The organism is Pseudomonas sp. GD03842 (genome assembly GCF_029841165.1).
GTDB lineage: Bacteria > Pseudomonadota > Gammaproteobacteria > Pseudomonadales > Pseudomonadaceae > Aquipseudomonas.
Map to the genome: position 1 here is coordinate 195,843 of NZ_JAOCEA010000008.1, position 13,429 is coordinate 209,271.

The 13,429-nt window shown below is 61.1% G+C and carries 13 protein-coding genes; 5 read left to right on the forward strand and 8 right to left on the reverse strand.

Features of this window, described 5'->3' with window-relative positions; all coding sequences use genetic code 11:
* Position 1: 1 nt before the first annotated feature.
* The 8 genes from pqqD to N5D61_RS13750 form a co-directional block, all read right to left on the reverse strand.
* Positions 2-277 (reverse strand): pyrroloquinoline quinone biosynthesis peptide chaperone PqqD, encoded by a 276-nt coding sequence (gene pqqD / locus N5D61_RS13715; RefSeq protein ID WP_108237789.1) that lies wholly within the window; start codon positions 275-277, stop codon positions 2-4.
* Positions 274-1,029 (reverse strand): pyrroloquinoline-quinone synthase PqqC, encoded by a 756-nt coding sequence (pqqC, locus tag N5D61_RS13720; RefSeq protein ID WP_108237790.1) that lies wholly within the window; start codon positions 1,027-1,029, stop codon positions 274-276. Before pqqC ends, pqqD begins: the two co-directional genes overlap by 4 nt.
* Before the next feature lie 34 nt (positions 1,030-1,063).
* Positions 1,064-1,975 carry a pyrroloquinoline quinone biosynthesis protein PqqB gene (pqqB, locus tag N5D61_RS13725; RefSeq protein ID WP_108237791.1) on the reverse strand — a complete coding sequence of 304 codons (912 nt, stop codon included), beginning with the start codon at positions 1,973-1,975 and terminating at the stop codon, positions 1,064-1,066.
* Positions 1,976-2,082: 107 nt separating this feature from the next.
* Positions 2,083-2,157, reverse strand: coding sequence for a pyrroloquinoline quinone precursor peptide PqqA (gene pqqA, locus N5D61_RS13730; protein WP_003422658.1), 75 nt, complete (start codon positions 2,155-2,157; stop codon positions 2,083-2,085).
* A gap of 156 nt (positions 2,158-2,313) precedes the next feature.
* Positions 2,314-4,755: a pyrroloquinoline quinone biosynthesis protein PqqF gene (gene pqqF, locus N5D61_RS13735; protein WP_279893234.1), complete on the reverse strand. Its 2,442-nt coding sequence runs from the start codon at positions 4,753-4,755 to the stop codon at positions 2,314-2,316.
* A 109-nt stretch (positions 4,756-4,864) separates the two neighbouring features.
* A complete protein-coding gene (locus N5D61_RS13740; RefSeq protein WP_279893235.1) occupies positions 4,865-5,665 on the reverse strand; it encodes a carbon-nitrogen hydrolase family protein in 801 nt (266 codons plus the stop codon).
* Between the two features lie 10 nt (positions 5,666-5,675).
* Positions 5,676-7,370: an NAD(P)/FAD-dependent oxidoreductase gene (locus N5D61_RS13745; RefSeq protein ID WP_108239935.1), complete on the reverse strand. Its 1,695-nt coding sequence runs from the start codon at positions 7,368-7,370 to the stop codon at positions 5,676-5,678.
* A 180-nt stretch (positions 7,371-7,550) separates the two neighbouring features.
* Entirely contained in the window at positions 7,551-8,012 is a 462-nt protein-coding gene (locus N5D61_RS13750) for an Lrp/AsnC family transcriptional regulator (protein ID WP_279893236.1), read from the reverse strand.
* Between the two features lie 230 nt (positions 8,013-8,242).
* Here N5D61_RS13750 and N5D61_RS13755 point away from each other — a divergent pair, with 230 nt between their 5' ends.
* From N5D61_RS13755 to ppk2, 5 genes are all read left to right on the forward strand, one after another.
* Complete coding sequence (locus N5D61_RS13755) at positions 8,243-9,247, forward strand: 2-keto-3-deoxygluconate permease (RefSeq protein WP_108239937.1); 1,005 nt, start codon at positions 8,243-8,245, stop codon at positions 9,245-9,247.
* On the forward strand, positions 9,244-10,536 hold the full coding sequence (locus N5D61_RS13760) for a four-carbon acid sugar kinase family protein (protein WP_279893238.1): 1,293 nt from the start codon (positions 9,244-9,246) through the stop codon (positions 10,534-10,536). Before N5D61_RS13755 ends, N5D61_RS13760 begins: the two co-directional genes overlap by 4 nt.
* Complete coding sequence (gene pdxA, locus N5D61_RS13765) at positions 10,533-11,534, forward strand: 4-hydroxythreonine-4-phosphate dehydrogenase PdxA (protein ID WP_279893239.1); 1,002 nt, start codon at positions 10,533-10,535, stop codon at positions 11,532-11,534. Before N5D61_RS13760 ends, pdxA begins: the two co-directional genes overlap by 4 nt.
* Positions 11,535-11,588: 54 nt before the next feature.
* The gene (locus N5D61_RS13770; protein ID WP_108239940.1) at positions 11,589-12,359 is read left to right on the forward strand and encodes a DeoR/GlpR family DNA-binding transcription regulator; all 771 of its coding nucleotides are present in this window, start codon (positions 11,589-11,591) and stop codon (positions 12,357-12,359) included.
* Positions 12,360-12,491: 132 nt separating this feature from the next.
* On the forward strand, positions 12,492-13,403 hold the full coding sequence (gene ppk2 / locus N5D61_RS13775; protein WP_108239941.1) for a polyphosphate kinase 2: 912 nt from the start codon (positions 12,492-12,494) through the stop codon (positions 13,401-13,403).
* Positions 13,404-13,429 lie beyond the last annotated feature (26 nt).

Here is a 13,429-nt window from a genome sequence, read left to right on the forward strand (position 1 = left end):
ATCAGGCCAGTTCGATCCAGTGTTCGGCACGGGCGACCTCCATGAATTGCTCGACGTCTTCGCCCAACTGCGGAACGCCGGGGAATTTCTCGTCGAGAATCGCAATGATCGCACCCACGTCACGCTGACCGTCGATCAGGCCGCCTATCGCCGCAGCGCTTTCGTTGAGTTTGATCATGCCCTCGGGGTACAGCAGCACGTGGCCATTCTGTGCCGGTTCGAACTGAAAACGATACCCCCGGCGCCAGTTGGGCACTTGTTGACGATTGAAGCTCATAGGGCGATTCCTTTATGCCAGACCCGTTGATCGGTGACGCTGTGGTAGGGCGCGCGGTTCAGCTCGTAGGCCATGGTCATGGCATCCAGCATGCTCCACAAAATGTCGAGTTTGAACTGCAGGATTTCGAGCATGCGCTGCTGACTCTCCCAAGTAGTGTAGTGCTGCAGGGTTATGGTCAGGCCGTGCTCGACATCGCGGCGGGCCTGACCCAGACGCGTGCGGAAATACTCGTAGCCCGCTGGGTCGATCCAAGGGTAGTGCTGGGGCCAACTGTCCAAGCGAGACTGGTGGATCTGCGGGGCGAACAGCTCAGTGAGCGAACTGCTCGCCGCCTCTTGCCAAGTGGCTCGGCGGGCGAAGTTCACGTAAGCGTCGACGGCGAATCTGACGCCAGGCAGGACCAGCTCCTGCGAGCGCAGTTGATCGGGGTCCAACCCCACGGCCTGACCCAGGCGCAGCCAGGCTTCGATCCCGCCGTCTTCGCCAGGTGCACCATCATGATCGAGCAGGCGTTGAATCCATTCGCGACGGACTTCCCGGTCCGGACAGTTGGCCAGAATAGCGGCGTCCTTCAACGGAATGTTCACTTGGTAGTAAAAGCGGTTGGCGACCCAGCCCTGAATCTGCTCCCGCGTCGCGCGGCCTTCGTACATGGCCACATGGTAGGGGTGATAGATGTGGTAATACGCGCCCTTGGCGCGCAGCGCCTGTTCGAATTCGGAAGGGGACAGTGGCTTTTGGTCGCTCATCTCGGCAGTTTCCTTCGGTTGATCCGTTCCGTGGTTACAACGCAATACTCATCCCGTCGAACGCTACTTCCACTTCACGTCGCGCCAGCTCGGCGCGCTCGGGGGAGTCCTCGTCAAGAATCGGATTGGTATTGTTGATGTGGATAAGCACCTTGCGCGGCTTGGGCAGCTTTTCCAGCACGGCGAGCATGCCGCCGGGGCCACTCTGTGCCAGATGGCCCATCTCTGTGCCGGTGCGGGTACCCACGCCTCGGCGCTTCATTTCGTCGTCGTCCCACAGCGTGCCGTCCACCAGCAAGCAATCGGCGCTGCCCATTTTCTCCATCAGTTGTTCATCGACCTGGCCAAGCCCTGGTGCGTAGAACAGGGTGCCCCCTGTGCGCAGATCCTCGACGACCAGCCCGATGTTGTCCCCTGGATGAGGGTCGAATCGATGCGGCGAGTAGGGCGGTGCGGCGCTGCGCAAGGGAAAGGGCGTAAAGCGCAGGTTAGGGCAGGCTGGAACCACGAAGCTGCCTTGCAATTCGATTCGGTTCCAGACGAGGCCACCATTCCAATGCTTGAGCATGTTGAACAGCGGAAAACCGGTCGTCAGGTCTTCGTGGACCATGTCGGTGCACCACACCTGATGCGGGCAGCCTTCGCGAAGGCTCAGCAGGCCGGTGGTGTGGTCAATCTGGCTGTCCATCAAGATGATCGCGCTGATGCCAGTGTCGCGCAGGCCGCGATTGGGCTGCATGGGGGCGAAACCCTGGAGTTGTGCGCGAATGTCGGGAGATGCGTTGCACAAGACCCAGTTCACGCCGTCATCCGACAACGCGATGGATGACTGAGTGCGCGCCTGTGCTCGCAGGCTGCCGTCGCGAAAACCGGCGCAGTTGGCGCAGTTGCAGTTCCACTGAGGAAAGCCGCCGCCCGCTGCGGACCCGAGAATCTGGATGTGCATGTGTGCTCCGTAACCCATGAGCCGGAGAACGGCGCTGTCCGGCCCGAAAATCTTGAATCCTGTAATAAAAAAGCCCCGGCGAACCGAGGCTTTTCATCGCGCGTCGATCAACGGCTTGCGAAGTACATGGTGACTTCAAAGCCGATGCGCAGGTCGGTGTAAGCAGGTTTAGTCCACGACATGGGAGACTCCTTCCAATTGAATGCAACGGTGAGTAGGTACAGCGTTAGTACGCCTGCACGAGGAGACGTTCAAATGCTTAGGCGGCTATGTTACTAAAAATCTCGGCTTGCCAACGGTGAAATATCGGATAAAGCGTTTTGCACACCGAGCAATGATCACGCCTGTACAAGCCGCAGCCCGCCTGGCAGCGCGCGGTTGGACAAGTAGAGCACCGGTGCTTGAGGTAGCGCTACCCCACTGGCGATCTCGCCCAACGATTGGCGTTGTAAATGTGAAAGCGAATGTTGCAGTCGTTCGGGGTAATCGGCACCGTGGCCAGCCAGATGAGCTTGCCAGAGCGTCTCGGCGGCGGCTTGGCCATCTTGGGCGGTGAGTGTGAGCTGAGTTTTGAGCGTTTCGGCTACTGCATTCAGATCTGCTCGCTCCACCAGTGCGGGTAACCCATTCAGCACCTCGCGGACGTGTTCGACCAACTGCGCGACATGCACAGTGGGCGATTGCACGCCCCACAGCAGCCCGGATTGCCCCGCGATCTGTCGGAAACCGCTGAAAACGGCGTACCCCAGTTGCAGTTCCCCACGCAGGCGTTGATAGAACGGGCCTTGGATCAACTGGGCGAACACCCGCCACACCGCTTCCTCCTCGATGCTTCCCGACGGTGTGGGCAAGAACAGGAGCACGGCATCTTCAGACGAGTCTGAGGGCTCCACCGCCCATCGCGGCAAGGTCGCGCTTTTACCGGGATGCAGCGCGCCGGTGACTGGAGTGCCCGGCGTGCGCGATAGTGCGCAAGCGAGTGCGTTGCGAGCGTCACCATGGAGCCCGACAGCGAAACCGATCCAGTGCGCCCGGTCCCACACGGCTTGCACATCGTGGCCCTGCTCACTGCCTGCGCTGTTCAAATAATGATCAGGTAGCGTCTTGAGCAACTGACGAATGGGCATCAGCTTCGGAGGAGCCGCTGCCTGACCATAGGGGTCTTGGAGCCGAGCGATAGGCTGCGCCAGTAGCTGTAACGCGTGTTCGAGGATGGCGGGAAAGGGTTCGGCGCAACCACTGAGCTTCAGCTCCCAGTGAGGGCCATAGGCCGAAAAGACCAACGTCACGCCCGCCTGATGAGCGTCGGCGACCAGCACTTCCAGCCGGGCGTTGAGGGCCTTGAACAACGTAGGTTGCGCCGTTTCAAGCGTCCAGCGCAGGTAAACACTCGCTTCACCGGTTGCTGGCAGGTGTTCGCTGAACACCAGTGCGGGCGGAATCGGCTTCCTCGATACAGGCGCTGACGAGGCTTGCAGAAACGGGTTGGGCCCGGGCAACCGCCAATGATTGAGTTTCGATGATTCAACGCCGGCCGACTTAATGAGCCCGGCCAGCAGCGCTTCCAGCGCCAGGGCCGCGTCGTCGTGCAGCCCGGGCAGACTGTCGTCAACGCTGTGATGACGTGCCAAGGCCAGCGCGCTGGCCACTTCGAGCTGGCGGTTCTGCAGACGCGCGTACTCGGGCAACAGCTTGGGGCAATGCGTTTTGAAGAACACCAGCCAATCCAAGACCAGGTTGCGGATCAGGTGGGTAGGGGAGGGTCCCATCGCGAGGGCATTCGTGTCTTCGCAGGTTTCATCCTCGGTCGATACCAAGTGACCTGTCCCGGCAGTCAGGGTGACTTCAATGTCGATCAGCACTTGGCCAGCGAAGGCATAGTGCACCTGCGCATTCAACGAATCGGCCAAGCCTCGCTCACGTAAGTGCGCCCCCAGTGCGCCGGGGCGGGCGTTGTTGATCCAGGTGCAAAGAAATTCCGCGGCCCGCTCGTGGCCTTTTGGCAATCGGTCGGCCGCTAACATCACATGCAGTCGGCGTTGCTCGACGTGCGTGAGGCAGGCTGCGGGACCTGACGCTATCAACGCGGGGGCTTCACTCGGCTCAACCTTTGCGCCCTTGGCGAAATATTCGCCACAACCCGTCGCCAGTGCCTGCAGGTCGTCCAGCAGCTGCGGCCCGCTTAGGCTCAAGGTCATCTGGCCCGCCTGATAGTACGTCCGGAAAAACCCTTGCAAAGCCTGCTGAAAGCCCTCGCGCAAAACGGGCAGGCTGAACCGGTTGCCAGCATGAAAGCCTCGCAGTGGGTGGGCCGCTGACAATGACTGGAGGCGTTTGATCAGGCTGCGGGAGGCCTCGTCACGCGACCAGGCGATGAATTCGGCATGCAGCACCTCGCGCTCACGAAGCTGATCGTCCAGCGACAGGCGTGGGTGGGCGAGCATCTCGCACAAGCGTTCGAGCCCTCCCGCGAATGCAGGGGGTGGGAGTTCGAAGAAGAAATCGGTCGTGCGCTCGCGCGTGCTGGCATTCACCTGGCCGCCATGCCGTTGGACGTAGGCCATCAGATGGTTGCCTGCAGGAAAACGCTCGGTTCCTAGAAAGAAAAGGTGTTCAAGGAAGTGGGCAAGCCCTGGCCATTGTGAAGGCACATCGTGGCTGCCCGCTGCCACGCGCAATGCTGCAGCGCAGCGTTTCAAACGCGGCGCCGAACACAGCACGACGCGCAGCCCGTTGGGCAAAGTCAATGTGCGAAGACGGGATGAAGCTGACGCAGACATGACGGGTTTCCGCAGCGACACAAGCAAGTGACTGCTCATGCTAGCGGATTACCGCCTACGACGCGTAGCGCCTTGTGAGGTCAGCCGTTGCGCTCTTCCGCCAAGGCAATCAGGGCTCGCCCAGCCCCGAATAGAACGCCGGGCGACGATCCTTGAAATAGGTATTGATCGCCTGTGACTCACTCATCGACGCCCGATCCAGCTCCGCGATCAGCAACACGTCGTCCCTTCCGGCCAGACCGATTTGCTGGCCATCCGGCGCGCAGATGCTGCTCTGTCCGCAGTAGTGAATGCTGCCTTCGCTGCCGCAGTAGTTGGCGTACACCAGATAGCACTGGTTTTCGAAGGCGCGTGCGCGGACGGTGACCTGCGCTACAAAATCATAAGGCGCCATATTGGCCGTCGGAACCAGCATGAGGTCGACGCCCGCCAGGGCCAGCCGGCGGGCGTTTTCAGGAAACTCCACGTCATAACAGATGAGAAATCCCAGTTTCCAGCCATCCATCTCCACCACTGGGAAATGCGCATCACCTGCGCTGAACATCGATTTGTCTAGCTCGCCATACAGATGGGTCTTGCGGTAATTGCAACGTCGCGCGCCTTGCGCATCGATCATCTGCACCGCGTTGTACACCTGACCGTCATCGCTCAGCTCAGGGTATCCATACACGATGGCAATGCCGCTGCTCCGAGCGATGTCACGGATCGTCTGTGCCGCCGGACCATCGCTGGGTTGCGCCAGTTCACGCGCGGCCCGAGCCCCGATGTTGTATCCACTCAGAAACATTTCGGGAAAGACCACCAGCGCCGCGCCTTGGCTGGCCGCTTCTGCTGCCTGAACGCGCAGACGCTCCAAGTTGTCGGCAACCTCCAATGGGTGAGGCGAGCATTGGTACAGGGCTACGCGCATGGAGTTCTCCTCATTCCGGCAGCTTGATCGGGCCGATTGCCTCGAACACATCACCCGGTCCGGGGTTTTCCGCGTGGGTCTTGCCGCCGAAGTGGTTCATGATCCCCCACACCGCATTGAGCGACGTTTGCACGGCGCCTTCCACCCAGGCCGGTGTCCAGGACACGTCGTCCCCAGCGATGAAAATGCCCCGTTGTTCTGCAGGCATGTCCTTCTGCATGAAGTGGGCGTACATCCGCTGGTTGTACCGGTAGTGCCCTGGCAGGGCACCTTTGAAGGCGCCCAGGAAATGCGGGTCCGCTTCCCACGACACAGTGATCGGATCTCCGATGATGCGCGCAGCGATGTCCACTTTCGGATAGATCTTCTTCAGTGCACCAAGGGCCAGACTCACGCGCTTTTCCACCGGGTGCGGCAGCATTTTCAGCGCATCGCTCATCCATGAGTACGACAGGCAGATCACCCCCGGTTTTTCTGTGCCATCCGCGTAGGTGCCGTTATCGAACAGGTAGGTCCCACGCGTCAGTCGGTCGGTGAGGGTCATGCTCATCAGGTCACGACCGGTCTCAGGATCTTTGTCTTTCCAGAACGGCCGATCGACCATGACAAAGGTCTTGGACGACTGCATGTAGCGGGTGCGATCCAACGCCATCCACATCTTTTGCGAAAATAGCGACTCTTCGCATTCGATCTGGGTGGTCAGCAGCCAGCTTTGGCAGGTCGCGAGGACGGCGTCGTAATAGCGGGTATCGCCCCAGTTATCGGTCAACGCGAACTTGCCATCTTCGGCACGGGCGATGCGTTTGACGCCCGCGCGCGGCGCGCCATGATGCAAGGTGGACAGACTGGTGCCTTCCGGCCAATGTGCGCAGCGTTCGGGAACGTGGCGCCAGATGCCCAACGGCACCTGCTCGACACCGCCGACGATCAGGTGCTGATGATCGTCGCAGTTGGTCATGACCACTCGGAAGATTTCCAGCATCGAGTTAGGGAAGTCCGAGTCCCAGCCTCCGGTGCCGAACCCGACCTGGCCAAACACTTCGCGGTGGTAAAACGACAGCTTTGCAAACGCCTTGGAAGTGGCGACGAAGTCGTAAAAGGTACGGTCATCCCACAGGGGAACGAGGGTGTTCCACAGTGCTTTCAAACGCGTCACGTCACGGTCGCGAATGGCCTGTTGGATGTCGGCGAACTGAGCACCGTCTTCCAGTGCATCCGCCCAGGCGTCAGCCACTTCCTGAAACAGGGCAGGCAGATCCGACAGCTTCTGTGCGTAGTAGGTCGTGCCTTCCAGATCGATGACCGTGCTGCTCGACGCGGCGGTCAGAGGGTTCGGAAAGGGTTTCGACTCCAGGCCCAGCTTGTCAACGTAGTGATAGAACGCGGTGGAGGAAACCGGGAAACGCATCCCGCCGAGTTCGGCAATGATGCCCTCAGCGCCTTCGAACTGCTGCGAGCGCAACCGGCCACCCATCTTGGACGCCTCATAGACGACGGGTTTGAGGCCAAGCTTCATCAATTCATAGGCCGCCACCAGCCCGGCGATGCCAGCCCCGACAATCGCCACTTCCTTGCCCAGGTTTTCGCTCGGAATGCTGCCCAGGCCCGCAGGGTGCTCGATCCATTCATCGAACGCGAACGGGAAGTCCGGGCCGAACATCGTGATGGGTTTCTTGCCGTCGGCGGGGTGGCGGTTGTTTTTCATGACTGACCTTGTTCGGCGTTAGCGCGGGAAGAGGAAAGTCTAGATAACAGTTCAAACATTAATAAGACGCAGAGTGTCGTCGTTATGCAGAGAGTCTGAGCAATATGACGAGCCCACTATGCACTCTGCCGGTTCGCATTCACTTGTGAGCACACAGGTGGCCAAGACAGGGCTTGTGCCTTAAACGGGCTGACCCCGATCGATCTTGCTGCTGAGAATGATCGACGTGGTGGTTTTTTCGACGCCGTCGACGCTGCCGATTAGATCGAGCAACTGGTCCAGTTGTTCGGGCGAATCTGTCCGTAGCCAAGCCACGTAATCGAACTCGCCGCTTACCGCGCACAGCTGTTGCACTTGCGCCAACGCACTCAGTCGCCGGAGCACTTCCTTGCCAGAGCGGGGCTGAACGGTGATTCCCACATAGGCCTGCAGGCCGCCATCGACCACTCGCTGACTCAACCGCACACCGTAACCCGTGATGATTTTGCTCTTTTCCAAGCGCGCCAAGCGCGAGGTCACCGTTGTACGGGCGATCCCCAACTGTCGAGCGAGGTTGGCCACGGGTTCACGTGCGTTGATCTGCAGTGCTGCGATCAATTGGCGATCGAGTTCATCGAGGACAGGGGGACGGGGTTCAGACAAGGGCGGCTCTCCTTCTTAAAGCGGTGATGGTAACCGTTACCCTCGACGCGGTCAGGACTCTCCATTTGTCTGATTGAAATGATCATTTATTTGCTCGAATTGCGCATAATTATCCTGTGCGTTAGGCTGATGTGAGTGGTTTGATCATTTGCGTGATCATTTCGCGCAAGACTTCTCAGCGTTTGTCGCGTCACCCATCCGCCGTACCTATAAAAACAAGGAGAGCTCTCATGGCCCAGATTCCAATCAAACGCAGTATCGAACGCGTACCCGGCGGCATGATGATCGTGCCGCTGCTGATCGGTTCGCTCGTCGCGACCTTCCTGCCCGACATGCCGAAATTCTTCGGCTCGTTCACCAACGCGCTGTTCACCGGGTCGCTGCCGATTCTGGCGGTGTTTTACGTGTGCATGGGCGCCAGCATCGATATCAAGGCCACACCTTACCTGTTGAAGAAAGGTGGCGTGCTCTTCGGAACCAAGGTTGGGACTGCGATCGTCATCGGCGTCATCATGGGGCAATTCCTGGGCGAGCAACCGATCACGTCGGGTATCTTTGCCGGGCTTTCGACCCTGGCTGTCGTGGCGGCCATGAACGACACCAACGGCGGTCTTTACATGGCGCTGATGGGCCAATACGGGCGGTCCGAGGATGTAGGCGCCTACTCGGTGATGTCGCTGGAGTCCGGGCCATTCCTGACCATGGTGACACTGGGCGTCGCTGGATTGGCGGCTTTTCCATGGCCGACGCTGGTGGGCGCGATCTTGCCGCTGCTGCTGGGCATGTTGCTGGGCAATCTGGATCGCGAAATGCGCGAATTCCTGGCCAAGGCGGTGCCGGTGATGATTCCTTTCTTCGCCTTGGCGCTGGGGGCCAGTCTGGACCTGCACAAGGTCTGGCAGGCAGGTTTGCTTGGTATCGGTCTGGGCCTGGCCGTGGTGGTGTTGACCGGCATTCCGCTGTATTTCGCCGATCGCGTATCGGGCGGTACCGGCGTGGCGGGCGTCGCAGCAGCCAACACGGCAGGCAACGCAGCGGCCGTGCCTGCGCTAGTCGCTGCAGCGAATCCGGTGTACGCCGAAGCGGCCAGCTCCGCGACTTTGCTGGTCGCCGCGTGCGTAGTTGTCACCGCCGTGCTGTCACCGATTCTCACCGCGTCTGTCGCCAAGCGCTACAAAGAGCGTCATGCCGAGAAGAGCGCCGAGGTAGGCGTGGAGCGGGAGGTCGCTCGATGACATTGCTGATCATCGCCGACGACCTGTCGGGCGCGGCAGATTGCGCAATCGCCTTCGCAGGCGCCGGTCTGGATACCGTCGTTACTCTGGACGCCGCCCATGACACCGGCGATGCCAGTGTCATTGCCGTCGACACCGACACCCGTCGCTTGCCAGGGGCCGACGCGGGCAAGCGCACGCTGACGGCTTATCAGGCTCTCATCAAGCCAGGACGGCGCCTGTACAAGAAAATCGACTCGACCCTGCGCGGCAATTGGGCGGCGGAAGTCGCCGCGCTTCAACCCCATGCCGGGCTGGCGATCATCGCCCCGGCGTTTCCGGCTACAGGGCGCACCACGCTGTACGGTCAGATCTGGGTCAACGGTCAGCCGCTGGACAGTACCGACACTTGGCAGCTTGAACACGCAGGTCGCTCTGCCGACATCGCTTCCATGCTGGACGAAGCCGGTTTGCATTCTGCTCGTTTGCCTATGGCGGCATTGAGAGGGGATCGCGCTGCGCTGGCGGGGCATCTTGCCGAAATCGGGCGCAGTGGAGCGCACGCCTTGATCGTCGACGCCGAAACCACAGAGGACCTGCAAACCCTCGCCGAGGTGACGGCTGCGCTGTCCGAGCCCATGTTCTGGGTCGGGTCCGGCGGCCTGGCGCGTGAAATGGCACGGTTACCCGGGCTTGCCCAGACCGCTGCTGCGCGTCGTGTGGCCAAGCCCGAAAAGTTTGCGCCGACGCTGGTGCTGGTCGGCAGCCTGTCCAGCGTGTCGGAACGGCAGTGCGCAATGCTCAAGGAGCGTGCCGCCATCAGTGAGCTGGTCGTGCCCCCTGCCGTCTTGCGCGAAGGGATGGCCCACCCCGATTGGGCGGGTTGGGGGATTCGTATCGGGCAATGCTTGCGTCGCGGCGAAGATTTGCTGCTGCGGATCGGCCGTGACGAGGCGTTCGATCCTGCCGAAGGGGCGCGTTTATCGACGCTGCTCGCGGCACTGGTCCGCCCGCATTTCGCCCATGTCGGTGGCCTGATCGCCACCGGAGGGGAGACCGCCCGCGCCATGCTGGCCGCGGTGGGCATCGGCAGCTTGCAACTGCAGTGCGAAATCGAAGCGGGCGTCGCGTTCGGGCGCCCGGTCTCCAGCCAGGAAGGCCATCGGCCCGGCGTGGTCACCAAAGCCGGTGCCTTCGGCACAGACCGCGCGCTTTACGCCGCCTGGCTGCACATGAACAACGTTGTAGAGTCCGCGCAATCCGTTGCGGACACTGTCTCGAATCCCGCGATCCAAGGTAATCAATCATGAGCACTTATCTGCCCGTCATCGGCATCACCATGGGCGACGCTACTGGCGTGGGCCCGGAAATCATCGTCAAGAGCCTTACCCACGACGTGGTGTATCAGCAATGCCGTCCGCTGGTCATCGGCGATGCGGCGCGCCTGGAACTGGCCAATAGCATCGTCAAAGGCAGCTTGAAAGTGCGTCGCATCAACGAGGCATCCGAAGCCCGGTATGAGCCCGGGACCATCGACTGCATCGACCTCAACCTGATCCCTCACGACCTGCCGTTCGGCAAGCTGTCACCGATTGCCGGTGATGGTGCGTATCAGTACATCGCACGGGCCGTGCAGCTGGCAGAAGCGGGCCAGATCGACGCCATTTGCACCGCGCCGCTCAATAAAGAGGCCCTGCACGCAGGGGGGCACAAGTACCCTGGCCATACGGAAATGCTCGCGCACCTGACCCACGTCGACGAAGTGTCAATGATGCTGGTCGCGCCGCAACTGCGTGTCATCCATGTCACGACCCACATCGGCATCATCGACGCGATTCGCAAGATCGAACCGGGGCTGGTTCAACGCACCATCGAGCGTGGTCATGCAACGCTGGTCAAGGCGGGTATCGCCCGGCCGCGCATCGGCGTGTGTGGCATCAACCCGCACGCAGGTGAAAACGGCCTGTTCGGGTATGGCGAGGAAGAGGAGAAGATCATCCCAGCCGTGAAAGTGCTGCAAGAGCAGGGGCTGGACGTGACGGGCCCGCTGCCCGCCGACACCCTGTTTTTTCGCGCCGGGCGTGGGGACTTCGATCTGGTGGTGGCGATGTATCACGATCAGGGCCATGGCCCCGTGAAAGTGCTGGGCCTGGAGGCGGGTGTGAACGTCACGGTGGGTCTTGAGGTGATCCGTACCTCGGTCGACCACGGCACCGCGTTCGACATCGCGGGCAAGGGCATCGCCGACGAGCGCAGCCTGCTGGAGGCATTGCGTCAGGGGGCCGAGCTGGCTACACGTCGAGGGTGAGGGCGTGCACCCTGGTCGTGTAAGATCATCGACCTTTCGCCAACGAGGCCGTCCATGAAAGCCACCGACCGTCATCGCGCCATTCTCGAACTGGTGCGCGCGCGCGACACCAACGTCGAGCAACTGAGCGCCGCACTCGGTGTGTCGGAAGCCACGGTGCGGCGCGATTTGACGGCGCTCGCCAAGCAGCGTCATCTGGTGCGCACCCACGGCGGCGCGACGGCGCTGATCGGCGTCCATGAGCCTGAGGCATCCCTCGAAGAGCGCAAGGCCACTCAGCGGGACCAAAAAGAAGCCATCGCCAAGGCCGCTGCCCTTCACGTGCAAGAGGGTGACACGGTGCTGCTGGACGGCGGCACCACCTGCGCGGCGCTGGCGCTGCATCTGTGCTCGCGGCAGAACCTGCACGTCGTCACCAACAACCTCATGGCCGTCATGACGCTGGCGAACGCACCGGGTGTACGCCTGACGCTCATTGGTGGAGACCTTCGCGGCTCGAGCATGAGTACGCTAGGGCCGCTGGCGGAGCTGACCCTCAGCCGTTTGAGCGTCGACAAGGCGTTTCTCGGCGCTGACGGCGTGGTGGCGGAGTTCGGTCTCTGTGAGGCCAGCGACCAGCAGGCTTACCTCAAGGAATGCATCATCAAACGCGCCGCTCAGGTCTTCGTGCTGGCGGACACCGACAAATTGGGGCGCGCCCGGCAACAGCATTGGACGCCCATCGAGCGTGAGTGGACTTTGATCACCTCTTCCGAGGCAGACGAAAGCCTCCTGACACCCTTCAAAGCGGTGACGCAAATCGTGGTCGAGACGGTAGGCCCCTGAGTGGTTGCGCCAGCGCTTTGAAGGGTTGACCTGTAGGACTTTTCTGCGCGACTGGCTTTTTGTCATTCATCTGTCACCCCCGGCGTGCCTAAATTCCGGCCTGATCCTCTGAAGCCAGCCCGGGAGCCTGTCATGACACTGGACCTTTCCGAAACCGCCCGCTACATCCAGGCCGATCTACTCGACAGCTTCGACGAAGAGTTGGAGATGGAATACGACGACGCTCGCCTCGACGGCTTGCTTTCCGATCTGGGGGAGGACGTCCCAAAGGGCATGGACCGACGGCTGTACTTCCGCGAGCTGCTGCGCCTGCAAGGGGAGTTGGTCAAGCTGCAGGACTGGGTCGTCAGCCAGAAGCTCAAAGTGGTCGTGCTCTTTGAAGGGCGCGACGCAGCAGGCAAGGGCGGCGCCATCAAACGCATCACTCAGCGCCTCAACCCGCGGGTCTGTCGGGTGGCTGCGCTGACTGCGCCCAGCGAGCGCGAACGAACGCAGTGGTACTTCCAGCGCTACGTCGCGCATCTACCGGCCGCCGGGGAAATGGTGCTGTTCGACCGCAGTTGGTACAACCGCGCGGGCGTCGAGCGTGTGATGGGCTTCTGTGATGAGGGCGAGTACGAAGAGTTCTTTCGCACGGTCCCAGAGTTCGAAAAGATGTTGGTCCGTTCCGGCATCATCCTCATCAAGTACTGGTTTTCCATCACGGATGACGAACAGTACCGTCGCTTCCTGATGCGCATCCATGATCCGCTGAAACAGTGGAAACTGTCGCCAATGGACCTGGAATCCCGCCGCCGTTGGGAAGACTACACACGGGCCAAAGAGGAAATGCTCACTCGGTCTCACACGGACGTGGCGCCGTGGTGGATAGTGGAAGCCGATGACAAGAAACGCGCGCGGCTCAACTGCATCCATCATCTGCTGCAACAGATCCCTCGCGGGGACGTTGAGGCGCCGCATGTGATCCTTCCGGAGCGCGAATACAACGCCAATTACCTGCGGGCGCCTGTGCCTCGGGAAATGGTGGTTCCTGCGGTCTACTGACCGAGGGTGAAGAAGAAGGAGGAGGC

What these genes read in the sequence shown, in the direction of transcription:
- pdxA (WP_279893239.1), top strand. Translation starts at nt 10,533, where the DNA reads ATGAGCACTTATCTGCCCGTCATCGGCATCACCATGGGCGACGCTACT.
- pqqC (WP_108237790.1), bottom strand. Translation starts at nt 1,029, where the DNA reads ATGAGCGACCAAAAGCCACTGTCCCCTTCCGAATTCGAACAGGCGCTG.
- N5D61_RS13745 (WP_108239935.1), bottom strand. Translation starts at nt 7,370, where the DNA reads ATGAAAAACAACCGCCACCCCGCCGACGGCAAGAAACCCATCACGATG.
- ppk2 (WP_108239941.1), top strand. Translation starts at nt 12,492, where the DNA reads ATGACACTGGACCTTTCCGAAACCGCCCGCTACATCCAGGCCGATCTA.
- N5D61_RS13740 (WP_279893235.1), bottom strand. Translation starts at nt 5,665, where the DNA reads ATGCGCGTAGCCCTGTACCAATGCTCGCCTCACCCATTGGAGGTTGCC.
- pqqD (WP_108237789.1), bottom strand. Translation starts at nt 277, where the DNA reads ATGAGCTTCAATCGTCAACAAGTGCCCAACTGGCGCCGGGGGTATCGT.
- N5D61_RS13770 (WP_108239940.1), top strand. Translation starts at nt 11,589, where the DNA reads ATGAAAGCCACCGACCGTCATCGCGCCATTCTCGAACTGGTGCGCGCG.
- pqqF (WP_279893234.1), bottom strand. Translation starts at nt 4,755, where the DNA reads ATGTCTGCGTCAGCTTCATCCCGTCTTCGCACATTGACTTTGCCCAAC.
- pqqB (WP_108237791.1), bottom strand. Translation starts at nt 1,975, where the DNA reads ATGCACATCCAGATTCTCGGGTCCGCAGCGGGCGGCGGCTTTCCTCAG.
- N5D61_RS13760 (WP_279893238.1), top strand. Translation starts at nt 9,244, where the DNA reads ATGACATTGCTGATCATCGCCGACGACCTGTCGGGCGCGGCAGATTGC.
- N5D61_RS13755 (WP_108239937.1), top strand. Translation starts at nt 8,243, where the DNA reads ATGGCCCAGATTCCAATCAAACGCAGTATCGAACGCGTACCCGGCGGC.